Raw genomic sequence first — 26,986 nt, forward strand, 5'->3', positions numbered from 1 at the left:
GAGAACCACTGTGCTCCGCGCTCAATGCCACGTGAGGAAATCCACGGCTGTGCCGCCTGTATTACGCATTTGACCCAGTCAAACAACAACTCGGCTGTGAGCTTGCTTCGCTGACCAGACCAGCTCATGAATACCTTCATCGCCCACCTCAAATTTTGTAAGTCTTGCAAGTCTACAACAAGTCGAAGCGGACGCTAGAAATCTTCCGGTCTGGCTTGGCCAACGTACAACTTAAAACGGATTCTTTTTCGGTGCAGCTGGAAGCTCTTTACTAATGCTCAGCGTGTAGGATGAGAAGCCGAAGCCACCCGTATCCAAGCGACTAGGGCAAGGGTCGATTACCATTTTCGACATTGATGTCGAAACTAGCTCAGAGCCTTTTGTCGGCGACGTCCATGTTGTGTTTACGATGCCGGAGCTTTTCTTGAAGTTGGCGCCGTTTTTGTACAGGCACTGTTCTTCTTTCATCCCGTCGACCACTTTAGCTGGCTTGCCGTACTTGTCGGCAATTTGCTTTTTCACGGTGTCGAACGTGTCTTCATCGAGGTCGATCGAGAAGTACTTGAGGCCGCCGCCCTCAGCGAAGCTGACGGTTGCCTTTAGTTCTTTGTCACTGAAGGGAGTTGACACCTTGGTGGTGTACATGCTGCCTTTGTAGTTCGCCTTTCCTTCTGGACTTGCAAATTCGAAGTCCGTGAGTGGAGCGACGACAGTGATGTCGCCCTTCAGGGCCTCGAAGATCTCCTTCGACATGTCTGGTTTGACGTTCAGCAGCGCCGATGGACCAGCTGCAAATGCTGAGGCTGAGAGGAGAACTGCAATAGCGCCGAGAATGACTTTCATTTGATCCCTGTAGTTGTCGTGGTGGTCGAAACATTGCTTATCGGTAAAAGCATGATCATATAGCAAGTCGAAGTTATCAGGAAGGCCTAGGTGTGCTCGGACCGGTTCGATGGTGGACTGACTGCCTTGCTTTCTTGCTTGCATACAGCGTGTAATGGCTGAAACGCGGTACAGCGAAAAATCGAAAACGTCGAGTAGCGTGTTAAGAACAAATCAAGCGTGCGTCTTGATTAAGAATTCAGGTCTGCTAGTCTAAATATTCATTCCAATCTAGGGTGGGTGAATAAAATGAAACTTTTAATCAAAGCATGTTGTGCTGCGCTATGCATGTCGTTAGGAACTAATTGCATTGCGCAAAACCTTCCAACTCCTGTGTTAACTGATTCAAGCGGGAAGAATGTAATCGGGAGATTCGACGGTGGCCGGGTTATCGTAGCAGTGGACAATCAAACAGTTATTCTGCCGCTCCAGAATTATTCGTCTGGCAGTGGACTGGATTGGCTATTTCAAACAATTTTCTTTGCACCTCCCGGTTGTGTTGGTCAAGCGTACTTTGCGGCCGGTGTGCGTGGCGGGCGTAGGTTTGGTAGTGTGGCGGTACAAGGAACACAACTAATGATGTTTGTTTCGAAAGGGAACCCGCAGGTTCTGACAGAAGTTACATTGAATTCCATGCTCGATTACCAAGGAAATTGTTATAACTTTGAATCGCCGATTGTACAAACTTTTATGGTTGCAATCGAACGCTCGCTTAACATTAGTAAGCTTGGTAAGCCACCGTTCTATGTGAAATAGCATCGTACGAACACCGAAGGCACCAGGGAGGCCCAGAGATGTTCGGACTCTTCGGATGATGGGGTCATCATCGCTGAGCAGGGATACTCCAGAGGCCTCCTATCACCGGTGAGGTTGAGACACCTCGACGTTATGTTGATTGATAGAGGTCTTCACACGATTTCTAGGGTCACACCTCCGCCTCACCAGTGCGTCACCCTGGGGGAGGCACCCACGGTTCATCCGGTCACTACCATCATTTCGGGATGAGATTTAACTCATCCCCGGCTTCCAAGGTCTCCGGCGCGAGAGGCATCAAGAGTCGGATACACCTTGACTGGTTTGATGCAGCCAGCCGCATCGGGTAGGCGGTTCCGGAGCGGTCCCAGGAACTTACAACTGTCAACTGTAACGAATTTGACAATTGGGGTCGGCGGTAAACCTAGACCGATCGCTTGGGGTAGGCGGTACGTGGGGGTGAGGGTGGGTGCGGATGAAGCCGGCTTCATCCGCCGTGGGTCGTGGTCCCTGGTGCGAACGTGGGTGTCACCTCTGGGGACGTACGCAGGTTGAGGCTGAGGGAGCGTGCAAAAACTTGGGTGAAGTCCTAATCAATCGGCACACCTACGAGGTGACTCAGCCTCACGGGCGCGCGGAAGCTTCGAGGCGTCCAAGCGGTGGGTTCAACCGTCGCGACGCTGCGAGCATGCGAGCGTTTGACAAGGCCGGAGCGGCGGGATAGGCGGCTCAAACCGTTGCAGCGGTGACAACAGTTCCCGATGGTAACAACGCCCAAACCTGACCTCTCGGTCGGGTGAGGTGTTGTAACAAAACTACAACATTCAAAGATTTGAGGCCTGTGCAGCCGAGCGCTTACCCCATTGTGAAATGTTTCTTTTTTGTTAATAAAAGTTCAAAACGGCGCGTTTTCATCACTCCGGTGTGCGTTTTCGTACGTTTTCATCACTTTTCGCACCGGTGACTTTTCTCCTCTAATGTGCAAACTTGAGGCGACTGTAACTGATATACATTCGCGTCACGTTCGTCCACACTCATCTTCAGCAGATCACCGTTCTTTAACAACCTGGAGGCTGTATGGACCAACTCGACCCTGCGTTCGACTACACGTTTCTTGCACTCAGTCATGTTCAAACATGCGCGCAAATGATTGACGACATCTTTGAGCACCGTGGCATCGACAAGACAGGCCGACACGTAAATGACCATCCCGGTATGCCTAATCGAGATACCGTCAGAGTAACTCAGCGTGAGAAGAAATTAAATGGAGGTTTCTCTGCTGTGAGCTTCAGTTTTCGTGATCAACAGATTACCGACTGGATGAATAACTTCATGGATGAAGCTCCGTATTTCGCGCGACATAGTACCAAGTATTTTCAAATCAATCACCGTTCAAACAAAGACGGCATGAATCAAATCCGTATTGCCCAATCTTACTGAAAGAATATATGACTACTGCGAGCCTTCAAAACCTGAAGAATCTTCCTGTCCTCTTCGAGACAATGACCACTCCATTGCTGTGTAGGGTCGTCAGAATTTCGATACTTGGCCTTGACAGTGCCTTGCTTAGGTGTCTTCGGAGTCCGGATAGCAAGTAACTCCTTCTCGGACAGTCCGGCGCTTCGGGCAATGTGCAGAATCTGTTCACGTGCCTTACTGATGCTAAGGAAATGTCGGGTTTTTAACTCCTCGTTTACTTGTACTTCCAGAGCCCGGAGCTTTGTGATCGAGTATGTAGATAGGTCTTGCATTTTTACCTGGATAGTTACCGTTAGCTAAGGCACAACCCTATCATGATCGAAGACCTGATGGCTGTTCGGCAGACAAGTATCCCGGGGCTCTCGGTAGTCGTTGCGAAGCAGGCCAGTGACCCGGCAGGAGTCGAGCCACACCGGACCTTGGGCAAGCTCATGCGCGGGTTCGCCAACGTCTCATTCCATTGTGTACACATACCAAAACCGAAAGCCAGAACAAAAAGGTCAGCAAAAAATCAGATTTCCGTATGTGATCGACACCTATAAATCCTTCGACTAGCGATACTGAACCGTGCGGAGAAATCCCATGATGGTCAACTAAGTACGCCAACGGCCAACCCGAGTTCCGTCGTCACCTGCTGCCGCAACAGATACTTCTGGATTTTCCCCGTCACCGTCATCGGGAAGCCCGAAACAAAACGGATATGGCGCGGCACCTTGTAATGCGCGATCTGCCCTTTGCAAAAATCGCGGATCTCCTCTTCATTCGCTTCCATTCCAGGGCGCAGGACGATACAGGCGCATAGCTCCTCGCCGTATTTCGGGTCGGGCACGCCGACGCATTGCACGTCGAGGATTTTCGGGTGCTTGTACAGGAATTCCTCGATCTCGCGCGGATAGATGTTTTCGCCGCCGCGAATCACCATGTCCTTTGCGCGGCCGACGATGGTCGCGAAACCCTGTTCGTCAATGACGGCGAGATCGCCGGTATGCATCCAGCGCGCCGCATCGATCGTTTCGCGCGTCTTTTCTTCATCGCCCCAATACCCGAGCATCACCGAATAGCCGCGCGTGAGGAGTTCGCCTTTCACGCCGCGCGGCACGATCTTGCCGTCGGCGTCGACAATTTTCACTTCCAGGTGCGGATGCACGCGGCCGATGGTCGACACGCGCAACGGAATCGGATCGTCGACCGAACTCTGGAAACTCACCGGCGAGGTCTCCGTCATGCCGTAGGCGATCGTGATTTCGCCCAGGTGCATCTTGCTGATCACCCGGCTCATCACTTCGGCCGGGCAGGGCGAGCCGGCCATGATGCCGGTGCGCAGCGTCGACAGATCGTATTGGCCGAAATCGGGATGGTCCAATAGGGTGATGAACATGGTCGGCACGCCGTGCAGCCCGGTGCAGCGCTCGGCCTGCACGGTTTCCAGCACGGCTTTCGGATCGAAGCTTTCTCCGGGAAAGACCATGGTCGCGCCATGCGTCACGCAGGCGAGGTTACCGAGCACCATGCCGAAGCAGTGATACAGCGGTACCGGGATGCAGAGCTTGTCGCGGCTCGTCAAGCGCATCGCTTCGCCGATGAAAAAGCCGTTATTCAAAATATTGTGGTGGGTCAGCGTGGCGCCTTTCGGCGCGCCCGTCGTGCCCGAGGTGAACTGGATGTTGACCGGGTCGTCGAATTGCAAGGCCGCCTCGATCTCGGCCAGCCCGGCCAGGCGCGCGTCACCGGCCGGCACCAGTACCTCGTCGAAATTGAACATGCCCGCCGTCTTGTCGTGGCCGAGCCGGATTACGTGGCGCAAATGCGGCAGGCGCGCCGACTGCAGCTTGCCGGGCGTGCTATCGCGCAGCTCCGGCACCACGTCGGCCAGGATCGCCAGGTAATCGCTCGATTTGAAGGCGGGCGCGAGGATCAGGGCGGCGCACTGCACCTTGTCGAGCACGTATTCGAGTTCCGAGCGGCGGTAGGCCGGGTTGATGTTCACCATCACCAGGCCGGCGCGCGCGGTGGCGAATTGGACCAGCACCCATTCGGCGCAGTTCTGCGACCAGATGCCGATCCGGTCGCCCGGATGCAGCCCCAGCGCCAGCAGGCCGGCCGCCAGCCGGCTCACGCGCGCATCGAATTCCGCATAGGTCCAGCGCACGCCCTGGTGCGGCACGACCAGCGCTTCGTTGTCGCCGTACTGCTGGGCGATGCCGGATAAAAACGGGCCGATCGTTTGGCCGATGAGGGGAATGTCGTGTGCTCCGTGTACATAGCTCAGGTTTTGCTGCATAAGGTCTCCATCTGGTTTGTATGTTGCCGCTCAGTTGGCGGCATTGAAGCGGATATCGCCGCACAGGCAGCCGCGCTGAATTGATCCATGCGCGTCTCCTTGTCTTTCAACTTGCGGGAACCGCCTTGAAACGATGCACGCCGGCGGCAATCCAGACGACGGCGCCCAGGATCGAGACCGGCGTCAGGAACAGGAGCGGCACCGCAAGTTGCGGATGCATCGCGGCGGCCCAGGCAGACCCCGCATTCACGCAGGCGGGTAGCAGCAGGCGCGCTGCGGCGTAGCGATTGATGCGCGTGGCAGATTCAGCGCTGCCGTAATCCACGAAATTGAGCAGCTGTCGATGACCAGCGGTGTAGAGCAAGGCCGCTATTGCCAGCAGAATCAGTGCAATCGTTAAAAAGACGTCGGACATGTGCCTGTCTCCGGATCGAGTGAATCAACACACCATGCTGCGCTAAATCCGCGGCAGCCGCTACTGGCAAGACAACCGGGTTCAGTCCGCCTGCGGCGTATCTGGCAGCGTCGCCGCGCCGGCCAGCAGCGCCTGGTTGTAGGCCCCGAAATCGTCCAGCCCGCGCTTGATGATCGTGACCAGGGCCGGCAGCGGCGCGGCCTGGTAATCCCATTCGGCGCGGCAGAATTCGCCGGTGCGTTTCAGGTCTTCGGCCAAGGCGGCATCGATCCAGCCGTTGTCGGCCAATATACTGATGACCTCGCGCTCGTTGAAAGGTTCACCCAGGTCGGCCATGGCGATCACGTAATCGCCCATCTCGACCGCCGCCTCCCAGGCACGGATGACGTTGAGCGTGGCCGCATCCTGGCGCGTGAGGTCGCCGACAAAGGTGGTCGGGTCCTTCTCGTATTCTTCGCGGGCGCGGCGGCAGCAGCGTTCGATGGTGGCGGTCTTGCCGATCAATACGGTGTCGTCCATGGTGCCTCCTTCAGATCAGGAACAGGATTGCGGCAACGGTCGTCGGGCCCAGGGCGCCGGCCAGCAGGCCCAGGGCGCCGATCGATTCGTCGTTGAAGCCATTGCGCAGCAGCGCGGCGCCGGCCGGGTTCGGGGCGTTGGCGATCACGGTCAGGCCACCGCCCGCTACCGCGCCGGCCACCAGCATGTACTTGGCGTGCTCGGACAGCCCGGCGATCAGCGAACCGAGATAGGTCAGTGCCGCATTGTCGGTGATTGCCGTCAAGCCGAGCGCACCGAAGAACAGGCTGGTCGGCGCCAGGCTGGAAACGATCGGCTGCAGCCACCATTGCTGCATGCCGCCCAGCACCACGAGGCCGGCCAGGAAAAATCCGACCAGCAGCCCTTCTTTCAAAATCAATGGATCCTGGTGCCGTTGATAGGCTTGGGTGAAACCGAGGAAGAGCAGGAAGATGCCGAGGAACAGCACCGGGTGATGCGCCAGCAGCACCACCGCGGCGAGGAAAACCAGGTGGATGGCCGACACCTTCACCGGCACGGGCTCGGGTTGCTCGCCAGCTGCCGGCGCCAGGTGCTTGCGCAGCAGGAGCGTGACGACTGTGGCGTTGACGAGCACGGCCACGGCAGCGCGCCCGCCGAAGTTGGCGAGCATGTACCCGCTGTCCCAGCCCCAGGTCGAGGCCACCATCAGCACCGGCGGCGCGGCGTAGGCGGTGAGCGTGCCGCCGATCGAGACGTTCACGAACAGCACGCCGAGCGCCCCGTATTTCAGCGGCTCGGGGATGCCTGCCCGGAACACCTGGGGCGCGAGCATCAAGGCGGCCAGCGTCATCGCGGCCGGTTCGGTAATCAGGGAGCCGGCGAGGGGCACCAGCGCCAGTCCCAGCCAGGCAAGCGCGACCTCGGTGCGGATCGGCACCAGCCGCGCGACTGTGCCCAGCAGCGAGCGCACGGCGTCGAGGATCGGGCGCGAAGCGGCGATCACCATGACCACGAACACGAACAGGGGTTCGGTGAACTGGCGCGATTCGGCGTAGTCGATGGCGGCGCCGGGACCGGCGAGCAGGGCCATCGCCAGCACCAGGATGAAGGCCCAGAAGCCGAACACGACCTCGACTTCGCCCAGCAGGTGGAACAGGCCTTCATGGCGTGGATGGCGGTCGGCCAGGATTTCAAAACCCTTGGCGGCGAAGGTGTGGACGATGGCGCATGCGAAGAGAGTCGCGCCGATCAGCTGCATCGTGGTCATTGGCGGCGTCCTGCGCGTCGTAGGGTAGCGGTCATTGTCAGGCAAATAATGAATGAAACCCCATTATTTCACCTTTTGATGCAACTTGGATGGCTAGTCGGGCGAGCTCGTTCATAGGCGCACATTTGAGCGCTAACAAGCGCAAAGTTAAATCGCGTGTTTGCGAACTATACACATCTTGCCAAAAGCTGAACGACCGAGTACTGTATATCCATCCAGTACTTTTGCATTACCCCCAATCATGTCTTCTTCACAAACTCTTGCTGCGCCGGAAGAATTACATCCTTCGCTATGGCGCGCCTCGCAGCTGGCGCATGGCAATACGCGCTGCGTCGACACCGGCCACCCGGCCTTGTCGAAGCAATTGCCGGGCGGCGGCTGGCCGACGGGCACCCTGATCGATTTATTGCTGCAACAGCCGGGCATCGGCGAAATGCGCCTGCTGCGCCCGGCGCTGGCGGCGGCCGCATCGCGCCGTATCGTGCTGCTGCAGCCGCCCCATCCGCCGCAGGCACTTGCCCTGGCCGCGCTCGGCGTGCCGCCGTCCCAGCTGATCTGGCTGCGCGCGGGGCGCGGGGCCGATGCATTGTGGGCGGCCGAGCAGGTACTGCGCAGCGGCAGTTGCGGGGCGCTGCTGTTCTGGACCAACCATGCGCGCGGCGAAAGCCTGCGCCGCCTGCACCTGGCGGCCCAATGCGGCGAAACCCTGTTCTTCATGATGCGCCCGCTGGCCAGCGCGCAAGATTCTTCGCCGGCGCCGCTGCGCCTGTCGCTGCGGCCCGCCGCCGGCGGGCTCGATATCGGCTTCGTCAAACGCCGGGGACCGCAGCGCGATGCGCCGCTGTTCCTGCCCCTCACTCCTTCTTTGCTCCAACGCCATGCGACTGTGGATCGGCCTGTATTTGCCCCGGTTACCGCTCGAGGTCTTCAGCCCGAACTGGTCAACTGACGCCGGCTGCGTCGTGCTCGAGGGAGAGCGGGTGCTGGCAGCCTCGCCCCTTGCGCAGGCCGCCGGGGTCCAGATCGGCATGCGCCGCGGCGGCGTGCTGATGCTCATGCCCGAGGCGCGCATCGTCGAGCGCTCGCCCGAGCGCGAGGCCGAGGCCCTGCACGCGGTGGCGATGGCGCTGCTGCAGTACACGCCGCAGGTGGCGCAGGCCGAGGAATCGACGCTATTGATCGACATCGGCGCCAGCCTGCGCCTGTTCGGCGGCATCCGCGCGCTGTGCCGGCGCGTGCGCGCCAGCCTGCGTGCGCTCGGCTTCTCGGGCTACCTCAGCTGCGCGCCCACCGCGCGCGGCACCTGGATGCTGGCGCGGCGGCGCGCCGGCCGCGTACTGACCATTGCGTCGCTCACGCGCCGGCTCGACCGCTTGCCGAGCACGCTGCCGCCGCCGGCGCGCGCCTATGCCAGCTGGTTCGAGGGCATCGGCTGCTTCGACATCGGCGCCATGCGCCGCCTGCCGCGGCCGGGCCTGCAGCGGCGCTGCGGCCGCGCGCTGCTCGACCTGCTCGACGCCGCCTACGGCCAGGCGCCCGAGCTGTTCGAATGGATCGAAGCGCCCACGGTCTTTCACGCGAAGATCGAACTGTTCGACCGCATCGAGAACGCCGACGAATGCCTGGCGGGCGCCGAGCGCCTGGTGCAGCAGCTGACCGGCTGGCTGTGCGCGCACCAGCTCGCCGTCGAACGCATCACGCTGCTGCTCGACCACGAGCGGGGCAGGGTGGCGCGTCCGCCCACCGCGGTCGAGATCGCGCTGGGCGAACCCACCTGGCGCGACGAACATTTGGTGCGCCTGCTGCGCGAACGCCTGGCGAAAACCGTGCTCGAGGCGCCCGTCATCGGCCTCGCGCTCGACGCCGCGCAGTTGCAGCCGATGGCGCCGCCGAGCGACTCGCTGTTTCCCGAGCCGGGCGGCAGGGAGGAAGACCGGGTCCGCATGCTCGAACTGCTCGTCGCCCGCCTCGGCCCCGACAACGTTTTACAAGCGCTGCCGCAGGCCGACTACCGGCCGGAAGTCGCGAATGCCTGGGTGCCGGTGCAGCAGAAAGTGCGCGAATCGGTACGTTCCTCGCAGATGCCGGCGGACGTGCAAAGCCTGCCGCGCCCGACCTGGATTTTAGCGAAGCCGATCGCGCTCCTGATGCGCAACCACCGGCCGTTTTATGGCTCGCCCTTGAAAATGGCCTCGGCGCCGGAACGCATCGAGGCGGGCTGGTGGAGCGAATCGCAGACGCGCGATTATTTTATTGCGGAGGGGCAGGATCACACACTGTACTGGGTGTACCGCGAGCGGATCGTGGGGGCGGGCGAGGATGCGAATCCGAGGTGGTATTTGCATGGGTTGTTTGGGTGAACCTGCTGGTATGCAGGGCACAGGTAACATCTGTCCAGGGACATGGGTAACACCTTGGCCAGGGACATAGGGAACACTCACGGGGACGTTTGGAGGCCTCGCTTCCTTGCATCGACGTCCAATCCGGTGCAGAGTAGCGCCTTCTTAAATCAGGGGAAGTCATGCTGACCGAACGCGTTGAATTTCAGGGGCCGCACGGCAAGCTGGCGGCGAAGCTGGATCTGCCAGACGGCAATCCGCGCGCCTACGGCGTCTTCGCCCACTGTTTTACGTGCAGCAAGGACGTGCTGGCGGCGAATCGTATTTCACAGGGCCTGGCCGAGCGTGGCGTGGCCATGCTGCGCTTCGATTTCGCCGGACTCGGCGCCAGCCACGGCGATTTCGCGGACACCAATTTTTCGTCGAACGTGGAAGACTTGGTGGCAGCCGCCGCTTTTCTTCGCGAGAAGTTCGAGGCGCCACGCCTGCTGGTCGGCCACAGCATGGGCGGCACCGCCGTGCTGGCTGCGGCGCACCGGATTCCGGAGTCAACAGCCGTGGTGACGATCGCGTCGCCGAGCGATCCGCATTACGTCGTCAACGCCTTGTTGTCGGAGCATCTCGACACCATCGCCGAACTGGGTGAAGCGCGCGTCAAACTGGCGGGGCGCGATTTCAATATCCGCCAGCAGTTTGTCGAGGACGCGACGCAGCATCAGCTGGCCGACCGGATCGCCCACCTGGGCGGCGCGCTGCTGGTGATGCATGCGCCGGCCGACGATACGGTCGATATCGCGAATGCGTTGCGGATTTTCGAGTTGGCCAGCTATCCGAAGAGCTTCGTGTCGCTCGACGGAATCGATCATCTGGTGACCGGGAGAGAAGACGCCGCGCAGGTGGCCGCGATGATTGCCGCGTGGAGCGGCAGATATATCGACGGCGCCTGACATGTACGCTAACGTCGAGGTAAGGTCTGAAATGGACGCTAACGTCGAGGTAACGTAGGGTGGGCACTCGTGCCCACGCGGACGCCGGCACAGTGCGAACGAAATGAGAACCGGGATCTGGACAGCCGCGATGTCATCCAGGAACACACCACGACATGATGACGAAGCCAAATAACGCCGTCAACATGACGCGGACGTCCGCGTGGGCACGGATGAAGTGACCCCACAAAGTTGGACAGTTAAGTCTACGCAGCCAAGTGCTGAGTCCTGAATTGTACAGGGCTCAGCCCGCCGAGCTTGAGCTTGATGCGCTCGTGATTGTAGTAGTGGATATAGTCGACAATGCCGGCCTCTAACTGGTCGATACTGGCAAATTTGTTCAAGTAGAAAAATTCGGACTTGAGTACGCCAAAGAAGCTTTCCATAGCTGCGTTGTCATGACAGTTTCCCTTGCGTGACATGCTCTGCACCATGCCGCGTTCCTTGAGCATTTGGCGATAGGCCGTCATGCGGTACTGCCACCCCTGGTCGGAATGGAGCATCGGCTTGTCTGCCGAACTGAGTTTGGAAAACGCTTTTGTCAGCATCGACGTCACGAGCTCGAATGGTGGGCGCCTGTTCATCTCAAAAGCGACGATCTCACGGTTGTACAGGTCGAGCACTGGCGACAAATATAGCTTCTCGCCGGCGACGTTAAATTCGGTCACGTCCGTCACCCACTTCTCGTTCGGCGCCGTCGCTTCGAACTGGCGGTTCAATTCGTTCGGCGCCGCCTGGCCCACCTCGCCTCTGAATGACTTGTATTTCTTGGGTCTGACCAGCGACTTCAGTTTCAACACCCCCATCAGGCGCTGAACGGTCTTGTGGTTGACGTGCTGACCCAGCTGGCGGAGCGCGGCCGTGATACGACGGTAGCCGTAGCGGCCCTTGTGGCGTTCATACTCGGCCTTGATCATCGCCTTGAGCGGTTCGTACTTGTCGCCAGCCTTCTGCGCGCCGACTTGGAAATAAAAGGTGCTCCGTGCCAAGCCAATAAGCCTGAGCAAACCAGCAACTGGATACTGCTGCCTCAGTTCCTGCACTACTTGCGCTTTTTCGGCGTGGCCGATTTCTGCCGTGCTTGAACTAAGGCATCCAACTTTTTTAGGACTGCATTCTCCATGCGCAGGTAATCGAGCTCAACGAGCAATTCTTCCCGGCTGCGTGTGTCCTCGCCTGCAGGAACGACCGGCTTTGTTGGTATCGGTATTTTCTTCACTCGTCTTGTCGGCGGTAGCGTCAACGCTTTGACCCCGCCCTCTCGATATGCGCGCTCCCAAGTTCCTACTGTCGAATGACGGCGGATATCGAACTGGGCAGCGGTCTGGGTTATGGAAAGCCGATTTTCCCACATGTGCTGCAGCACCGACAATTTGAAATCGGCGTCATATCGGCTTCGCTTCTCCCTCAGTCCAGCATCGCCATGGAGCCGATAGGCCGTCACCCACCGCTCGACCAACGAGCGATTGGCCATACCGTGGCGCTGCGACAGGGCCCGATAGCCACCGCGACCAGACAAGTAATCTTGAACCACCGTGTGTTTGAACTGTTCTGTGTACTTCGACATACACCTCCCAAAAGTTGTGTCCAACTTTTGGGGGTCAGTTCAGGAGTGCCCACGCTACGAACAGCGAACCGCAAAACCCAACGTCGCCTTACTCGTCAAACTCCTCGGCCAGGTTCTTCCACCCGCGGCTCTTCGCAAACGGTGCGAATTCCTCAGGCGCCTCGAGCACGATCAGCTTGCGCTCCTGCAGGCCCGGATCGCTGAGGCCGAAGTCCGGTCCCTTGTAGCCGAGCGCGCGCAGGCGGTCGATGATCGCCTTGGTCAGGACGGTGTCCTGGTGCAGGCCGGGATCGACCGGGGCGGCGAAGTCCACGTACACGTCGATGATCCCGTAGCCCTCGTCGAAAATGCGGATTGCCTTGACGTCGTGGGAACGGCCGGTGCTATCAACGGCCTTGAACGGGCCGGACAGTTCAATGTCGGTATCGGTAGTCATGGAAACAGCATACCACCGACCCGGACGCTTCCGGGTACTCGTAACGAGCGGAAAAACAAAGGGCGCCGAACACAGGCTCGGCGCCCCCATCATCTGGCACGCAACAGATGCGCCAATACGCTTACTTCAACGCCTTGTAAATCGCTTCCAGCCGATCCGGCGTGCCGCTGATGCGCTCCAGGCGCGGATAACGCAACCCGCCGTGGTAATCCAGCGCAATCGTGCGCAGGTTGTTGCCCTTCCTGACCAGCAGTTCGATCGGCGCCTTGCTATCCTTCGACGCCTTCACCGCCGCCTTCAGCACCTCCGGCTTGAACACCTTGTTGTTCACCGCGACGATGGTCGCGTTACCGGCGAGACCCGCGCGGAAGCCCACGCCATCCCACTGCACATTGCTCACGCCGCCATCGGCACGCACGGCAAAGCCCAGCGAATAGCTGAAATCGGTCGACTTGCTGCGCTCCTCGCCGCTCTTGATGAGCTCGGTTGGGGTGTCGGTGTAGACCAGCTTCCAGCCGGCGCGGGCCAGGCCGTCGAGCGGGGCGCCGGGGCCGTGGCCTTCCAGGCGCGAACGCAGGAAGGGCGCCCAGTCGAATTTCTGCACCTTCGCCAGCGCCGCAACGACGTCTTCGAATGTATAAAAAGCCGGCAGCACGCGGCCGTTCTCGATACCGTAGAAGGCGCGCGCGAAATCGTCGAGCGAGTGCTTGTCGCCGGACAGTTCGCGGATTTTCGTGTCGACGTCGAGCCAGATCAGCGCGCCTTCCGAGTAATAGTCTTCGCCGCGCTGCCAGTTGCTCCAGCCGAGGGCCCGGCGGGCGATGATGATCGGATCATTCACCGTGTCCTGCATCGCGCGCCAGGCGCGGCCCTGCACGTTGTCGTAGCGCGCAGCCGTCGCGGCCAGTGCATCGCGGGCGCCCGCTTGCGAGACCAGGCCGGAACGCGCGCCCAGCACGGCGCCCCAGTACTGGGTCTGGCCTTCGTACACCCAGAGCAGCTCATTCTGGAGAGGGGTGTTGAAGTTCGGGACATCCTGCCCAGCCGGGCGGCGGAACTTGCCGTTCCACGAGTGCGTGTACTCGTGCGGCAGCAGGTCGCGGCCTGCTTCGCCGCGCGCCCACTCGGTGAAGTAGCCCGGCTTGACGCCGTTCTCGCTCGACTGGTGGTGCTCGCGGCCGATGCCGCCGAAGTCGTCCGACAGCGCCAGCAGGAAATCGTAGTGGTCGTAGTGGTGCGAGCCGAAGAGTTTGGCCGCCTGCTGCACCATCGCGCGGTGGGCGGCGAGCTGCTCGGGCTTCGCTTCCAGGCTCTCGGCGTTATCGGCCACGACGTTCAGCGAGACGCGCACCTTGGCGCCCGGATCGAGGTCGTACTTCTTGAAGTAGCGGCCCGCGAACAGGGGCGAGTCGATCAGGGTCTCGAGGTCGTGCGCCTTGAACTGGACTTCATCCCCTAGTCGCGTCGCCGTCTCCAGCGCCGTGCCGTACTGCCAGCCCGCAGGCAGCGTCAAGGAAGGCTGCACCGTGATGCGGCGCGCCACATAGCCGGCCGGGTACAAGGTCACCGACGGCCACTGCAGGCCGAGGATGTCGTCGGTCATGACGATACGGCCCTGGCCCGGGTCGAGCGGCGACAGGAACTGGTATTCGGCTTCCAGCGTGGTGACGCCCTCGGGCACCGTCACGTGGAAAGCGAAGACCTCGACCGGGTCGCGCGTCCACTCGACCGGCTTGCCCTTGGCCGTGAATTTCAGGCCGGCCAGCTGCGTCAGCGGACCGCTCGGGCCGTGGTTCGCCGGCAGCCATTGCGGGTACAGGAAGGTCATCGGGCCGGGTTTGACCGGCACCGTCATGTGCATGCGGAAGATCTGCTGCGCGAGGTTGGTCGCATCGACCTTGAGCACGATGGTGCCGGGGTAGGGCTGGTCGACCGGGGCCGGGACGGCGGCGTGTGCCGGGAAGGCTAGCGCGAGGGCGAGGGCAAGTGCGGACGCCGACTTGGCGGCAAAGGAGAACGGGGCGTGTGCGGTCATCTCGTGAGCAGGGTGGGTAACAGAACCGGACGAGTGTAGCACGCAGAAAGTTGCTTAATATTACGAAACATGGCGGCAAATAAAATTTGCAAAACGTCTTAAAAATTCGTATTTCGTATGGCTTGAAAACAGCATGAGATGGCATTAGATTGGTCCCAGCGGATGCTCATTTGAGGTCCGCCAACTTATCGCTTAACTTTTACAAGGATATTTATCATGCGTACTTTTGATCTCGCACCCCTGTACCGTTCCGCCATCGGCTTCGACCGCCTGGCCAGCCTGCTCGAGCAACGCGCCGAATCGCAGCCGAGCTATCCGCCCTACAACGTCGAGCTGCTCGCCGAAGACAAATACCGCATCGTGATGGCCCTCGCAGGCTTCTCGCGCGATGAAGTCGAAATCGTCGCCGAGCGCGACACTCTGCACGTGACCGGCCGCAAGCAGAAGGACGAGACCCAGCGCACCTTCCTGCACCGCGGTATCGCCGCCCGCGACTTCGAACAGCGCTTCCAGCTGGCGAACCACGTGAAGGTCACCACCGCCTCGTTCGACAACGGCATGCTGACCATCGACCTGGTGCGCGAAGTGCCCGAGGCACTCAAGCCGCGCAAGATCCAGATCGCAGACGCGCATGTCGGCGATGCGAACGGCACCATCGACAATGTTCAGCAGATCGAACAGCGCCAGGCAGCTTAAGGCACGATGTAGCGTAGTACAGTAGTAGCGAAAAGGGTGCCCGCAGTTGGGGTGCCCTTTTTCACGTCCGGACGCGGACAGTTTTGTCCGTCCATCGACACGTTTCGGTTACGCGGCGTGTGAACGCGTGGGCATGCCCACCCTACGTCATGCACCGGCCAACGATATTGCGTTTTGCCGCCGGCCGTCGCGCACCGTAGGAGGGGGCATGCCCACGCGGAACGATGAGCAGACGCGTCGACGAAAGACGACAAGCACCGTAGCTTCGCAGCATAAAGCTGAGTTTTAAGCGCCGTCTAAGACAGATAGCAGAAACTAACAACATCGATTCACGTTATCGACCAACCCATTTAATCCAGGAGCACGTGCCATGCAAAACGAAGGTGCAGTTACCGCCATCACCGCAAAACGTCTCACGCTGGCGCTCTGCGCCGCGGGCGTTATCGGCGGGGCGGTCGGAGCGATTACCGTCAACCATAACAATGCCGTCGCCCAGGGCGCACCCGTTGCCGTGGCGCCTGCGCCGGCGACCGTCGCCGCCCCGCCAGCCGTCGCGGGCGCGCCTGCCGCCACCGTGACGCTGCCCGACTTCACGCGCATCGCCTCGCAGAACGGCAAGGCGGTCGTCAACATCCGTGTCGTCGGCACTACCAAGGCCAGCATGCGCGGCGGCCCGCAGATCGATCCGAACGATCCGTTCTATGAATTTTTCCGTCGCTTCCAGGGCCCGCAATCTCCGCGCGGCGGTGGCGACGTTCCCGTTTTCGGCGCCGGATCGGGCTTCATCGTAAGCCCGGACGGCGTCATCCTGACGAATGCGCACGTGGTGCAGGGCGCAGACGAAGTCACGGTCAAGCTGGCCGACCGGCGCGAGTTCCGCGCCAAGGTACTCGGCTCCGATCCGAAGACCGACGTCGCGGTGCTCAAGATCGACGCCAAAAACCTGCCGGTCGTCCCCTTCGGTAATGCGCGCACGCTGCAGACCGGCGAATGGGTGCTGGCGATCGGCTCGCCCTACGGCCTGGAGTCGACCGTGACCGCCGGCGTGGTGAGCGCCACCGGCCGTAGCCTGGGCAGCGAAAGCAATGTGCAGTTCATCCAGACCGACGTGGCCGTGAACCCCGGTAACTCGGGCGGCCCGCTGTTCAACACGCGCGGCGAAGTGGTCGGCATCAACTCGCAGATCTACAGCCAGACCGGCGGCTACCAGGGCCTGTCGTTCGCGATCCCGATCGACGTCGCGGCGCGCATCAAGGACCAGATCGTCGCCACCGGCAAGGTGCAGCACGCCAAACTCGGCGTCTCGATCCAGGAAGTGAACCAGGGCTTTGCCGATTCGTTCAACCTGGCTTCGCCGGAAGGCGCCCTGATCGCCAACGTCGAACGGGGCAGCGCCGCCGAACGCGCCGGCCTGAAAGCCGGCGACGTGGTACGCAAGGTGAACGGCCAGGCGATCATCGGCTCGGCCGATTTGCCGGGCATGCTGGCGGTTTCGAAACCGGGCGACAAGGTCGCGCTCGACGTCTGGCGCGACGGCAAGATCGTCCGCCTGAACGCGACGCTGGCCAACGCCAGCGACAAGGCCGACCCGGTCGAACGCGAGCAGGTCGCGAGCATCGACAAGGGCGCCAAGCTGGGCCTGGCCCTGCGTCCGCTCGAGCCGATCGAGCAGCGCCAGAGCGGCATCGCCTCCGGCCTCGTGATCGAGGATGCGGGCGGGCCGGCGATCGCCGCCGGCGTGCTGCCGGGTGACGTGCTGCTGTCGGTGAACGGCAAACCGGTGTCGAGCGTCGCCCAGGTGCGCGAGATGGTGAACAAATCCACCAAGTCGGTGGCCTTGCTGATCCAGCGCGGGAGTGACAGAATCTTCATTCCGGTGCGGATTGGCTAACAAGGCCTCTACAGCAGCCGGATCAAACGAAATAAAGGTAACGCGATGCGGCTGCTGTTAGTTGAGGACGATACGATGATCGGCGAAGTGGTGCTCGACCTGTTGCGGGCCGAGCACTACGCCGTCGATTGGGTGAAGGACGGCGAAATGGCCGATACCGCCCTGGTGCAGAACCAGAACTACGACCTGGTGCTGCTCGACCTGGGGCTGCCGAGAAAAGATGGCCTCGAGGTGCTGCGCGCCATGCGCACCCGCAAGGACCGCACGCCGGTGCTGGTCGCCACCGCGCGCGACTCGGTCGCCCAGCGTATCGCCGGGCTCGACGCCGGCGCCGACGACTACGTCCTGAAGCCCTACGACCTCGATGAAATGCTGGCCCGCATCCGCGCGCTGCTGCGGCGTGCCGCCGGGCGCGCCGAACCGGTCTTCGAATACAAGAACATCTCCATCAATCCCGCCACCCGCGAAACCCTGGTCGATGGCGAGCCGGTCTCGCTGTCGGCGCGCGAATGGGCGGTACTGGAAGCGCTGGTCGCGCGCCCTGGCGCCGTGCTGTCGCGCGCCCAGCTCGAGGAAAAGCTCTACAGCTGGCGCGATGAAGTGAGCAGCAATGCGGTCGAAGTGTATATCCACGGCCTGCGCAAGAAACTCGGCAGCGACCTGATCCAGAACGTGCGCGGCGTCGGCTACATGGTCCCGAAAGCATGAAGGTTACCCACTCGCTGCGCGGGCGCCTGCTCTGGTTCCTGCTGGCGGCCATCACCCTGGCGGCACTGGCGCAAGCCTCGATCGCCTACCGCACGGCGCTCGACGACGCCGACCAGATCTTCGACTACCACATGCAGCAGATGGCCTTGTCGCTGAGGTCCAGCACGCCGCTGTCGAACACCGAGGCGAAAGAACGTGCCGAGGCCGGCCCCTCCGGTCCCGGCAACGACGACCTGGTGGTGCAGATGTGGTCCCCGGACGGCGTGCAGGTCTTCCATTCCGTTTCGCGCGCGCGCCTGCCGCAGCGCGCGGTGCTCGGCTTTTCCAACGTGAAGGCGAACGGCACCACCTACCGCCTGTTCTCGATCCAGACCAACAACCAGACCGTGCAGGTCGCGCAGGACCTGGCCGTGCGCCGCAACATGGCCGGCAACCTGGCCCTGCGCACGCTGGGGCCGATCGCGGTCATGATGCCGATCCTGATGCTGGTCGTGTGGTGGGTGGTCAGCGGTTCGCTGGAGCCGGTGGCGCGCGTGCGCAAGCAGGTGGCGCAGCGCCAGGCCGACGATTTGTCGCCCGTGTCCGAAGCCGGCCTGCCCGACGAGGTGCGCCCGCTGGTACACGAACTGAATTTGCTGTTCGGGCGCGTGCGCACGGCCTTCGACGCCCAGCAGAATTTCGTCGCCGACGCCGCCCACGAACTGCGCACGCCGCTCGCCGCGCTGCGCCTGCAGGCGCAAAGCCTGGACCGCGCCGCCGATCCCGAAGCGCGCAAGGTGGCGGTGGGCCGCATCACCGCCGGCATCGACCGCGCCACCCGCATGGTCGAGCAGCTGCTGGTGCTGGCGCGCCAGGAAGCCTCGGCCGCGAACGGCGCCGCCACGCGCCCGGTCGACCTGGCCGAACTGGCGCGGCGCACGGCGGGCGACCTGGTCGGTCTCGCGCAAGCCAAGGAGGTCGACCTCGGCCTGCAGCATGCGGACCCGGTTTCCATCGAGGGCCAGCCCGACGCCCTGCACATTTTGCTGCGCAACCTGGTCGAGAATGCCGTCAAATACACGCCGGGCGGCGGCACGGTCGATATCGCTGTGCGCGCCGACAAGGACAAGGAACGTGCGATCATCAGCGTCGAGGACAGCGGCCCGGGTATCCCGCCCGAGGAGCGCGAGCGCGTGTTCGACCGTTTTTATCGCGTGGCCGGCAGCGAAGCGGCGGGCAGCGGATTGGGGCTGGCGATCATCAAGTCGATCGCGGACCGGCATGGTGCGACGCTAACGCTGGACAAGTCCGAGCGGCTCGGCGGGCTGGCGGCCAGCGTGAGCTTCCCGCTGCCGAAAGCGGCGTGACCCGTAGGGTGGGCGCCCCGTGCCCACCGGACGCTTGCGTCGCGTTTGCTCGTCGTTCTGGTGGGCACGGGCGCCCACCCTACGAGGCCCGAACAAAAAAAGGGACTGGTTCGACCAGTCCCTTTTTCAATTGCGGCGCACCGGAGTGCGCCCGCAATCATCAAACTTAATCCACCGTCGCGCCACTATCCTTGGCCACCTTCGACCACTTGGCCGATTCAGCATGCACGAACTTGCCGAAATTCTCAGGCGTATCCGCCAGCATTTCCGAACCCGTCTCGGCACGCACCTTGGCGAATTCCGGCGACTTCATGAACTTGATGGTCTCGGCATTGATCTTGTCGATCACGGCCTTCGGCGTCTTGGCCGGCGCGAACAGGCCGTACCAGGCGTAGGACTCGATCTGTGGAATGCCAGATTCGGCGAAGGTCGGTACGTCCGGCAGCAGCGGCGAGCGCTTGGCGCTGGAGATGGCGATCGCGCGCACCTTGCCGCTCTTAATGTGCGGCATGATGGCGATCGTGCTATCGAACATGACCGCAATGTGGCCGCCCAGCAGGTCGGAAATCGCCGGCGCCGAGCCTTTATACGGCACGTGCACCATGTCGAGTTTCTGCACGCTGTTGAACAGTTCGCCGGTCAGGTGCTGCGGCGTGCCGTTGCCCGAGGAGCCGAACGAGAACGAACCCTTCTTCGAATGGATGTAGGCGATCAGTTCCTTCAGGTTCTTGGCCGGCACCGAAGGATTCACCACCAGCACCAGCGGCACGCGCAGCAGGTTGCTGACCGGCGCCAGGTCCTTCAGCGGATCGAAAGTCATGTTCTTGTAGACGCTTGGATTGATGACAATCGGCGCGCTCGAGGTGATCAGCAAGGTGTTGCCGTCGGCCGGGGAACGGACCACCGCCGCCGTGCCGATATTGCCGCCGCCACCGGCGCGGTTATCGATGACGAAGGTCTGGCCCAGCGCTTCGGTCATGTGCTTGGCCCACGGACGCGCAGCGATGTCGGATGGACCGCCCGGCGGCCATGGCACGACGACGTTGACCGTCTTGTCGGGCCAGTTCTGGGCGAGGGCGCTCAGCGATACGACCGAGGCAGCAAAAGCGACAGCGAGCGATTTGGAGAATAGCTTCATATCCGACATCCTTTGGTTGAATTGTCCATCTGACCACATGGATTTTACACGAAGCGATGGCCATGCAACACATTCGGCAAGGCCTGCGCCCGGTGGCGCGGGGGATCAGGAATGCGGACGATAGGGAACGCCGCGCGGTGGACGCGCTGGCGATCGTGGGCATTCATCATTTTTTCGACCATGTGTCGAAATCAGGCATCCTCATTCGTCGTCAGAATGCACAACACCTTATCCCATCCACTTTTGCGCGAGGACGCCATGAAAAAGGAAATCATCTTCAACCTGCCGGTCAAGGACCTGGCCAAATCCAAAGCATTCTTTTCCGCGCTCGGTTTCAGCATCAATCCACGATTCAGCAATGAAAATGCGGCTTTCATGGATGTCGTGAAGGACAGTATTCATGTCATGCTGATGACCGAGGCCTTCTTCAGGTCCCTGATCGACAAGCCGCTGGTGCAAGCCCGGGAGGCGAACGAGGTCATCATTTGCCTGAGCTGCGACAGCCGGGAAGAAGTGGACAGCCTGATCGCGAAAGCCGTCGCCGCCGGCGGCCGCACCCCGCATCCGCCCGAGGACCATGGTTTCATGTACGACCAGGGCTTCGAGGATCTCGATGGCCATTTGTGGAACCTGGTCTGGATGGCGCCGCAGACCTGATAACAAACACCCTGGGGTCAGGTCTGACATTCGGACACGGCCTCTGCCTTGGGCGCGAATTTGCAGCCGTCGACCTGATTGACGCGCGAATATCTGGATGAGGTCGTGTCTAAATGTCAGACCTGACCCCATGCCTGTGCCCTACAACGGCCCGCCGCGTGTTCGCACCATCTCCTTTGCCGCCTGCGTGCCCAAGGCCTAACGCGCGCCCCCGGAATCGACGGTCGATATAATCGAACAAACACGACAATATTGCGTGTGCGTGAAAACGAAGCCGGCGCAGTCACCCTGGTACGTTCTCTGATTGGCGGGAGGAGGCGACAATGAGTGCGAATGCATTGAAGTCAGGCCTGGCGCTGCGAGCCATTCTTGCGCTCGCCCTGGCTGGAGGTGGAGCCGACGCCACGGCGGCGCAAGCCTCTTCGCCGCCGACAACACTGGCCGCGTCCGGGGCCATCACAGCGAACCCCACATCGGTCACGACCGCCGTCGTGAAACTTCCGCGCTACCAGATCGACCCGGCGAAAGTCTTCGTCGCCGGTATTTCGTCGGGCGGTTTCGCTGCAGTGCAGATGCACGTCGCCCACTCGTCGACCTTCAAGGGCGCGGCAATCTATGCCGCCGGTGTGTACTGGTGTGCGGGGCTCGCGGGCGCCGCAGGAGCGTTGGCAAACTGTGGCGGCCAGACGCTCCCGACCAACCAGGCGTCGTACAACAGCACGCTTGCGGCCTCCGTCGCCTACCTGGATGCGCAGTCGCGCCTTGGCTCCATCGACCGGTCTTCCCATCTCAAAGGCCAGCCTGTCTACCTCTGGTCCGGCACGCGGGACACCGTCGTCAACCCGCGCGAGATGGCCGACCTCCATTCGGAATACCAGTATTACGGTGCGAATGTCCGGTTCGATCATGCGTTCCCCGCCGCGCACGGCTGGGAGTCTCCAAACGGCGAGCTCCCGTGCGGCACGCAGGGGAGCCCCTACATGGTGAACTGCGCGGTCAATGGCGCGGCGTACGATTCGGTGAAAACCTGGCTGACGATGTTCCTCGGTCCGCTCAATCCACGTAATAATGGAAAACTGGCGGGGAGCTTGTCGACCTTCGACCAGACCGAGTTCGGGGCGTCGCCGAACGTCTCGATGAGCCCGACCGGGAAAGTGTTTGTTCCCAAAGCCTGCGCGCAAGGGAAAACCTGCGGATTGGTCCTGGCGCTGCATGGCTGTCAGCAAGCGGAGTCGTTTATCGGAAATCGCTGGGTTGCCCAGGCCGGCATCAACGAGTGGGCCGATACGAACAAACTCGTGGTCGTGTATCCCGACACCATTGCCTCGAGTGCGCCCGGCCCGACCAATCCGAAGGCATGCTTCGACTGGTGGGGCTACGCCAATCAATACGATCCGAACTATGCGCTCAAGAGCGGCTTGCAGATGTCCGTGCTCTACGTGATGGTGCAGCGCGTGACCGGCCGGCCGTAGGCATCCTGGATGTGCGTACGGCCGACATCGCAACGGGTTCATCTCTTCCTGCATTTCCCTGGGGCAACCGGCGGCGGCCCGGGCTACCCGTTCTGTACTTTGCTGTTTGCGTACACCCACGTGTATTCAGCGCCAAACAGGAAAATCTGCGCGGAATAGTAGAACCACGCGACGAGAATCACGAAAGAGCCCGCTGCGCCAAAGCCCGAAGCCACGCTCGATTTCGCAAGGTATAACCCGATCAATGATTTGCCTACGTTGAAGAGCAAGGCTGTTACTGCCGCCCCCATCCAGACATCGTGCCAGGATATCTTCGCGGTCGGCATGATCTTGTAGATCATCGCAAACAGAACTGTGAAGAGGGCGAACGACACGGTGAAATTCAATAAATTTGCCAAAACGCTTTCCGCTGCGCCGCCCCCGCCCAACCATTCGCTTGTCGCTGCGAGCGCGGCGCTGACGACGAGTGAAATCATCAGCATGAAAGCGAGTCCGAGAACCAGTCCGAAGGATAATACGCGGCTGCGCAACCAGCCCCAGATGCCCGACGGTTTCTCTTTCGCCGGCACCTGCCAGATGCGGTCCAGATCAGTTTGCAGCTCGGCGAAAATCGCAGTTGCGCCCAGCAGCAAAAGAAAACCGCCAACGATACTGGCGACTATCCCGGTGGACGGTTCACGCGCAGCTTTCAGCAAGCCCTGCACAGCCGTCGCCCCTTCCTGACCCATGATGCCTTGAAGCTGCGCGATAATTGCGCCTTGTGCAGCGTCCTGTCCAAATACCAGCCCGGCAATCGCGATGACGAGGACGAGTAGCGGCGCCAGGGAAAACAGCGTGTAATACGAAAGCGCTGCCCCCATACTCGGCGCGTAATCATCCATCCATGCGTTTGCCGCCGCCAGGAATATTTGCCACTGCCTGCCAATCCAGCTCGCTGAGGTTTGCTCGAACTTCGGGCGCGGGGGCGTACTTGTGGCTGGTTCGGCGTCCTTCGCATCCGATTTGAATTTGAAATCCTCCGAACGCGTCGGAGCAGGTTCTGTTTCTTTCTGGACCGCGGCGGGTGTATCGACGCTGGCACTGTTCATGGCCGAGGCAAAAGACCCGACCAGGGAAAGAAGAAAACTACCCACCTTCAGAAGTTCGCCAGTGTCGTCGCGGCGTACTGGTGCCATCCTGGATACAGGGTTTTTTTTGCGCCTGACGAGCGCATAGCCCGCCGCCGCGATTCCCAGCACAGCGGCGCCACGTACGTACGGAGAGGAAAGCGCGTCTGAAGCCTTCGATTTCAACATGTTGGATTGCTCATGCGTTCTCGACTCGGCGGCAGCCAGGCGGGTTTCGGCTTCATGCATTTCATGATCGGTAGTGGTCATATTGTCCTCATGTGGTCGGCATTCGTGCCGGGCCGCCTTGACGTGACGGCAAAATGGCTCGTTTTCTTCGATTTCTTAAGGTTCAGCTCTTGGTCCAGTAGCGAACCTCCTTGAAAGCTTTACCGTAAGCCTTCCGTTAGTAAGGTTCAGTACGGTGACTCACCGTCTGCAGAAGCGAAATAGGATTGTTGCGACTGAAAATGCCACTGTCGTACTGAGGCTGCATTCTTGAAGGACCGCAGCCCCCTGGTACCCAAAAAAAAACGGGAGCACTCGCGTGCCCCCGTCATTCATCTGCCGCGTTCAACGGGCGCCCTGCGGCGCCGTTTGCAATCAAGCCAGCATCAGAACTTGTGCCACAGGCGCGCGAAGTAGGCCGCGCCGTTCAGGCCGAACTGCACGCTCTCGTACTTGAAGCCGTTGTCGGTCTCGTTCGGATCCTGCGGGGTCGGATGCACGTTGAAGATATTCGTGCCGCCCACGGTCAGGCGGGTCTTCTCGCTGAACGACCAGCTGAAGGACAGGTCGGCCGAGGTCTTCGGTTTGTAATAGGCGTTCGGTACCGGCGGACCGGAGAAGGTGCCGAGCGTCTGCGGGCCGAAGTGGATGATGCGGAAGTCCGAGCCGAATTTGCCCTGGGTGTACTCGAAGCCGAGCGTGGCCTTGCGGCGCGGGCCGCCCTGTTCGATGAACAGGCGCTCGCGCTCGGACAGCAGCACGTCTTCGAAGCCTTCCAGTGCCGTCGGTGCGTGCACGCCCGTCACTTCGGTCTTGCTGAAGTTCAGCGCGAGGAAGGTGTTCAGGCGGCCCGCTGCCAATGGCATGCGGTGCGAGGCCGTGATGTCCAGGCCTTTGGTGGAGGTGTCGACCGAGTTGACGAAGAACTGGGCCTGGCCCACGCCGAGGCCCTGCAGGGTCGCGCCGAGGGCAGGGTAATTGTCGGCGTCGAAACGGCCCGAGAGCACGATGCGGTCGTCGATGTCGATGCGGTACAGGTCGGCCGTCACCGAGGTCGATTGGGTCGGGGTCCAGGTGGCGCCGAAGGTGGCGCTCTTCGACTTCTCTTCCTTCAGCTGTGGAATGCCGGCGGCGTTCGCCACCGCGCCGCCGTTCGGCGCCAGCAGCACGTCGACCGGCTCGCCGTTGACGAAGTCGGTGAAGGTCGAGGAGAAGTAGACTTGCTGCAGCGACGGCGCGCGGAAGCCGGTGCTGACCGAACCACGCAGGAGGACGTTCCCGCCGAGCTTGAAGGCGGCGGCCAGCTTGCCGTCGGTGGTGGAGCCGAAGTCCGAGAAGCGCTCGTGGCGCAGCGCGCCCTGCAGTTTCAGGCGGTCGGTGATGTCGGCCTCGAGGTCGATGTAGGCGGCCGTGCTGTGGCGGCTGCGGCTGGTGGCGTCGGCAGGCTGGAAGCCCGGGAAGCCCTGGCTGCGGCCGTTGCCGCCCACGCCCACGCCGTCGGCGTCGATGTAGGAACCCGGTTCGCCGGCGAAGATCTTGTAGTTCTCGTTGCGGTACTCGAAGCCGAAGGCCGCGTTCAGGCCCTGGAAGACGCCGCCGTAGAAGCGGCTGAAGTCGGCGTTGGTGGTCAGCTGGCGGAACGAGAAGCCACCGGCGCCAAACGAACTCGGACTCTTGCCGGGACCACCGTTGAGCAGGTCGAGGTTTGCGATCGAGGCATTCAGGGTGTTGGCGATCGTGTAGTCGAGGCGGTTGTAGCCATAGGTCTGCGAGAAATCGGCATTCCACTCGCCCAGCTGCAGGCGGTAGCCGAGGGTGCCGTAGCGGTCGTCGAGGTCGCCGTTGATGAAGGGGACGAAGCCGTCCGGGTACATGGCCGCCGAATTGCGCGACGGGATGTCGTCCGAACCGACGCCGCCGCGCGCGTACGCGGCCGAGGAGGCGTCGCGGCGCTGCACGCCGAGCGTCGTGTACAGGCGGCCCGGGCCGGCCGGGATCTCGCCATTGATGTAGATGGTCTGGTTTTCCGTGCGGCTGTCGCCGATGATGCGCGGGCTGTCCGCTTCGGCGCGGTTCGAGCGGTCGCGCGACAGGAATTCGCCGGTCACGCCGAAGGTGCCGCCGCCGATGGACACGCCGCAATAGGCCGAGGCCAGGTAGTTCTCGCCATCGCCTTTCGAATACTGGCCGTAGCCGGCCACGGCTTCGCAGCCCAGGCTTTTCTTCAGTTCGATGTTCATCACGCCGGCGATCGCATCCGACCCGTACTGGGCGGCCGCGCCGTCGCGCAGCACCTGCACGTTGCGGATCGCCAGCAGGGGGATCGCGTTCATGTCGGTGCCGGTATTGCCGCGGTTGCGCGCGCCGAACAGGTTGACCAGGGCCGTCGTGTGGCGGCGCTTGCCGTTGACCAGTACCAGGGTCTGGTCCGAACCGAGACCGCGCAGCGCGGCCGAGTCGACCAGGTCGGCGCCGTCGGCACCGCTCTGGCGGGTGGAATTGAACGAGGGCGAGATGTTGGTCAGCGTCTGCGCCAGGTCGAACTGGCTGCCTTGCTCGGCCAGGCGCGTCATCGGGATGATGTCGACCGGGACCGGCGTGTCGGTGGAAGATGCGGCGCCGGTACGGCGGGTGCCGACCACGTGCACGCTCTGGACGGCGTCCGCTTGCGCGGCTTCAGGGGTTGCGGTCTGGGCCGAGGCCGCAGGGGCGAGGGCCAGGGCGGCGCTGCCGTACAGGGCGAGCAGCACCGCACGGTGTAATTGTTTTTGTTGGAACACGCAACTTCTCCAAAGGTCAAAAT

The 26,986-nt window shown here is 61.7% G+C and carries 22 protein-coding genes; 11 read left to right on the forward strand and 11 right to left on the reverse strand.

Going from position 1 to position 26,986, the window contains the following annotated elements:
• Positions 1–231: 231 nt before the first annotated feature.
• Positions 232–843 carry a hypothetical protein gene (locus AC1MEM_RS09980; RefSeq protein WP_499476968.1) on the reverse strand — a complete coding sequence of 204 codons (612 nt, stop codon included), beginning with the start codon at positions 841–843 and terminating at the stop codon, positions 232–234.
• 288 nt (positions 844–1,131) lie between these two features.
• On the opposite strand from AC1MEM_RS09980, the gene AC1MEM_RS09985 reads away from it, so the two are divergent.
• Positions 1,132–1,638, forward strand: a complete 507-nt coding sequence (locus AC1MEM_RS09985) for a hypothetical protein (protein WP_499476969.1) — start codon at positions 1,132–1,134, stop codon at positions 1,636–1,638.
• A 1,074-nt stretch (positions 1,639–2,712) separates the two neighbouring features.
• Positions 2,713–3,075, forward strand: coding sequence for a hypothetical protein (locus AC1MEM_RS09990; RefSeq protein WP_499476970.1), 363 nt, complete (start codon positions 2,713–2,715; stop codon positions 3,073–3,075).
• A gap of 628 nt (positions 3,076–3,703) precedes the next feature.
• Here AC1MEM_RS09990 and AC1MEM_RS09995 read toward each other — a convergent pair.
• The 4 genes from AC1MEM_RS09995 to AC1MEM_RS10010 all read right to left on the reverse strand — a co-directional run bounded on the left by AC1MEM_RS09995 (position 3,704) and on the right by AC1MEM_RS10010 (position 7,578).
• Positions 3,704–5,395, reverse strand: coding sequence for an AMP-binding protein (locus AC1MEM_RS09995; protein WP_499476971.1), 1,692 nt, complete (start codon positions 5,393–5,395; stop codon positions 3,704–3,706).
• Between the two features lie 106 nt (positions 5,396–5,501).
• Positions 5,502–5,810 carry a hypothetical protein gene (locus AC1MEM_RS10000; protein ID WP_499476972.1) on the reverse strand — a complete coding sequence of 103 codons (309 nt, stop codon included), beginning with the start codon at positions 5,808–5,810 and terminating at the stop codon, positions 5,502–5,504.
• A gap of 81 nt (positions 5,811–5,891) precedes the next feature.
• Positions 5,892–6,329: a type VII toxin-antitoxin system HepT family RNase toxin gene (gene hepT, locus AC1MEM_RS10005; RefSeq protein ID WP_499476974.1), complete on the reverse strand. Its 438-nt coding sequence runs from the start codon at positions 6,327–6,329 to the stop codon at positions 5,892–5,894.
• 10 nt (positions 6,330–6,339) lie between these two features.
• Positions 6,340–7,578, reverse strand: a complete 1,239-nt coding sequence (locus tag AC1MEM_RS10010; protein WP_499476975.1) for a putative Na+/H+ antiporter — start codon at positions 7,576–7,578, stop codon at positions 6,340–6,342.
• A gap of 241 nt (positions 7,579–7,819) precedes the next feature.
• Between AC1MEM_RS10010 and imuA the strand changes: the two genes are divergently transcribed.
• The 3 genes from imuA (at position 7,820) to AC1MEM_RS10025 (ending at position 10,864) form a co-directional block, all read left to right on the forward strand.
• Positions 7,820–8,527, forward strand: coding sequence for a translesion DNA synthesis-associated protein ImuA (gene imuA / locus AC1MEM_RS10015; RefSeq protein ID WP_499476976.1), 708 nt, complete (start codon positions 7,820–7,822; stop codon positions 8,525–8,527).
• On the forward strand, positions 8,457–9,938 hold the full coding sequence (locus AC1MEM_RS10020) for a Y-family DNA polymerase (RefSeq protein ID WP_499476977.1): 1,482 nt from the start codon (positions 8,457–8,459) through the stop codon (positions 9,936–9,938). The genes imuA and AC1MEM_RS10020 overlap by 71 nt, the downstream gene beginning before the upstream one ends.
• A gap of 161 nt (positions 9,939–10,099) precedes the next feature.
• Positions 10,100–10,864, forward strand: a complete 765-nt coding sequence (locus AC1MEM_RS10025) for an alpha/beta hydrolase family protein (protein WP_499476978.1) — start codon at positions 10,100–10,102, stop codon at positions 10,862–10,864.
• A 245-nt stretch (positions 10,865–11,109) separates the two neighbouring features.
• Here AC1MEM_RS10025 and AC1MEM_RS10030 read toward each other — a convergent pair.
• The 3 genes from AC1MEM_RS10030 to AC1MEM_RS10040 form a co-directional block, all read right to left on the reverse strand.
• Positions 11,110–12,470, reverse strand: a protein-coding gene (locus AC1MEM_RS10030) for an IS3 family transposase (protein ID WP_499476979.1) whose coding sequence is annotated in 2 segments (ribosomal slippage) — positions 11,110–11,991 and positions 11,994–12,470 — 1,359 coding nt in all. Because the reading frame shifts where the segments join, the coding sequence is not laid out codon by codon here.
• 88 nt (positions 12,471–12,558) lie between these two features.
• Positions 12,559–12,906: a hypothetical protein gene (locus tag AC1MEM_RS10035; protein ID WP_499476980.1), complete on the reverse strand. Its 348-nt coding sequence runs from the start codon at positions 12,904–12,906 to the stop codon at positions 12,559–12,561.
• 121 nt (positions 12,907–13,027) lie between these two features.
• On the reverse strand, positions 13,028–14,941 hold the full coding sequence (locus tag AC1MEM_RS10040; protein WP_499476982.1) for a M61 family metallopeptidase: 1,914 nt from the start codon (positions 14,939–14,941) through the stop codon (positions 13,028–13,030).
• Positions 14,942–15,157: 216 nt separating this feature from the next.
• Between AC1MEM_RS10040 and AC1MEM_RS10045 the strand changes: the two genes are divergently transcribed.
• The 4 genes from AC1MEM_RS10045 (at position 15,158) to AC1MEM_RS10060 (ending at position 19,582) form a co-directional block, all read left to right on the forward strand.
• Positions 15,158–15,637 (forward strand): Hsp20 family protein, encoded by a 480-nt coding sequence (locus AC1MEM_RS10045; RefSeq protein ID WP_499476983.1) that lies wholly within the window; start codon positions 15,158–15,160, stop codon positions 15,635–15,637.
• Positions 15,638–16,007: 370 nt separating this feature from the next.
• Positions 16,008–17,528 (forward strand): Do family serine endopeptidase, encoded by a 1,521-nt coding sequence (locus AC1MEM_RS10050; RefSeq protein ID WP_499476984.1) that lies wholly within the window; start codon positions 16,008–16,010, stop codon positions 17,526–17,528.
• A 45-nt stretch (positions 17,529–17,573) separates the two neighbouring features.
• Positions 17,574–18,236: a response regulator gene (locus AC1MEM_RS10055; RefSeq protein WP_499476985.1), complete on the forward strand. Its 663-nt coding sequence runs from the start codon at positions 17,574–17,576 to the stop codon at positions 18,234–18,236.
• Complete coding sequence (locus AC1MEM_RS10060; protein ID WP_499476986.1) at positions 18,233–19,582, forward strand: ATP-binding protein; 1,350 nt, start codon at positions 18,233–18,235, stop codon at positions 19,580–19,582. The genes AC1MEM_RS10055 and AC1MEM_RS10060 overlap by 4 nt, the downstream gene beginning before the upstream one ends.
• A 166-nt stretch (positions 19,583–19,748) precedes the next feature.
• On the opposite strand, the gene AC1MEM_RS10065 is transcribed toward AC1MEM_RS10060, so the two are convergent.
• Positions 19,749–20,720: a Bug family tripartite tricarboxylate transporter substrate binding protein gene (locus tag AC1MEM_RS10065; protein ID WP_499476987.1), complete on the reverse strand. Its 972-nt coding sequence runs from the start codon at positions 20,718–20,720 to the stop codon at positions 19,749–19,751.
• A 258-nt stretch (positions 20,721–20,978) separates the two neighbouring features.
• On the opposite strand from AC1MEM_RS10065, the gene AC1MEM_RS10070 reads away from it, so the two are divergent.
• On the forward strand, positions 20,979–21,377 hold the full coding sequence (locus AC1MEM_RS10070; protein WP_499476988.1) for a VOC family protein: 399 nt from the start codon (positions 20,979–20,981) through the stop codon (positions 21,375–21,377).
• Positions 21,378–21,700: 323 nt separating this feature from the next.
• A complete protein-coding gene (locus tag AC1MEM_RS10075) occupies positions 21,701–22,849 on the forward strand; it encodes an extracellular catalytic domain type 2 short-chain-length polyhydroxyalkanoate depolymerase (protein ID WP_499476990.1) in 1,149 nt (382 codons plus the stop codon).
• 83 nt (positions 22,850–22,932) lie between these two features.
• Here AC1MEM_RS10075 and AC1MEM_RS10080 read toward each other — a convergent pair whose 3' ends face one another.
• Positions 22,933–24,225 carry a YihY/virulence factor BrkB family protein gene (locus AC1MEM_RS10080; protein ID WP_499476991.1) on the reverse strand — a complete coding sequence of 431 codons (1,293 nt, stop codon included), beginning with the start codon at positions 24,223–24,225 and terminating at the stop codon, positions 22,933–22,935.
• A gap of 344 nt (positions 24,226–24,569) precedes the next feature.
• A complete protein-coding gene (locus tag AC1MEM_RS10085; RefSeq protein WP_499476992.1) occupies positions 24,570–26,963 on the reverse strand; it encodes a TonB-dependent receptor plug domain-containing protein in 2,394 nt (797 codons plus the stop codon).
• Positions 26,964–26,986: the final 23 nt, after the last annotated feature.

The organism is Telluria sp. AIW5 (assembly GCF_056680575.1).

Coding starts and splice junctions, on each gene's coding strand:
- AC1MEM_RS09980 (WP_499476968.1), bottom strand. CDS start 843: ATGAAAGTCATTCTCGGCGCTATTGCAGTTCTCCTCTCAGCCTCAGCA.
- AC1MEM_RS09985 (WP_499476969.1), top strand. CDS start 1,132: ATGAAACTTTTAATCAAAGCATGTTGTGCTGCGCTATGCATGTCGTTA.
- AC1MEM_RS09990 (WP_499476970.1), top strand. CDS start 2,713: ATGGACCAACTCGACCCTGCGTTCGACTACACGTTTCTTGCACTCAGT.
- AC1MEM_RS09995 (WP_499476971.1), bottom strand. CDS start 5,395: ATGCAGCAAAACCTGAGCTATGTACACGGAGCACACGACATTCCCCTC.
- AC1MEM_RS10000 (WP_499476972.1), bottom strand. CDS start 5,810: ATGTCCGACGTCTTTTTAACGATTGCACTGATTCTGCTGGCAATAGCG.
- hepT (WP_499476974.1), bottom strand. CDS start 6,329: ATGGACGACACCGTATTGATCGGCAAGACCGCCACCATCGAACGCTGC.
- AC1MEM_RS10010 (WP_499476975.1), bottom strand. CDS start 7,578: ATGACCACGATGCAGCTGATCGGCGCGACTCTCTTCGCATGCGCCATC.
- imuA (WP_499476976.1), top strand. CDS start 7,820: ATGTCTTCTTCACAAACTCTTGCTGCGCCGGAAGAATTACATCCTTCG.
- AC1MEM_RS10020 (WP_499476977.1), top strand. CDS start 8,457: ATGCGACTGTGGATCGGCCTGTATTTGCCCCGGTTACCGCTCGAGGTC.
- AC1MEM_RS10025 (WP_499476978.1), top strand. CDS start 10,100: ATGCTGACCGAACGCGTTGAATTTCAGGGGCCGCACGGCAAGCTGGCG.
- AC1MEM_RS10035 (WP_499476980.1), bottom strand. CDS start 12,906: ATGACTACCGATACCGACATTGAACTGTCCGGCCCGTTCAAGGCCGTT.
- AC1MEM_RS10040 (WP_499476982.1), bottom strand. CDS start 14,941: ATGACCGCACACGCCCCGTTCTCCTTTGCCGCCAAGTCGGCGTCCGCA.
- AC1MEM_RS10045 (WP_499476983.1), top strand. CDS start 15,158: ATGCGTACTTTTGATCTCGCACCCCTGTACCGTTCCGCCATCGGCTTC.
- AC1MEM_RS10050 (WP_499476984.1), top strand. CDS start 16,008: ATGCAAAACGAAGGTGCAGTTACCGCCATCACCGCAAAACGTCTCACG.
- AC1MEM_RS10055 (WP_499476985.1), top strand. CDS start 17,574: ATGCGGCTGCTGTTAGTTGAGGACGATACGATGATCGGCGAAGTGGTG.
- AC1MEM_RS10060 (WP_499476986.1), top strand. CDS start 18,233: ATGAAGGTTACCCACTCGCTGCGCGGGCGCCTGCTCTGGTTCCTGCTG.
- AC1MEM_RS10065 (WP_499476987.1), bottom strand. CDS start 20,720: ATGAAGCTATTCTCCAAATCGCTCGCTGTCGCTTTTGCTGCCTCGGTC.
- AC1MEM_RS10070 (WP_499476988.1), top strand. CDS start 20,979: ATGAAAAAGGAAATCATCTTCAACCTGCCGGTCAAGGACCTGGCCAAA.
- AC1MEM_RS10075 (WP_499476990.1), top strand. CDS start 21,701: ATGAGTGCGAATGCATTGAAGTCAGGCCTGGCGCTGCGAGCCATTCTT.
- AC1MEM_RS10080 (WP_499476991.1), bottom strand. CDS start 24,225: ATGACCACTACCGATCATGAAATGCATGAAGCCGAAACCCGCCTGGCT.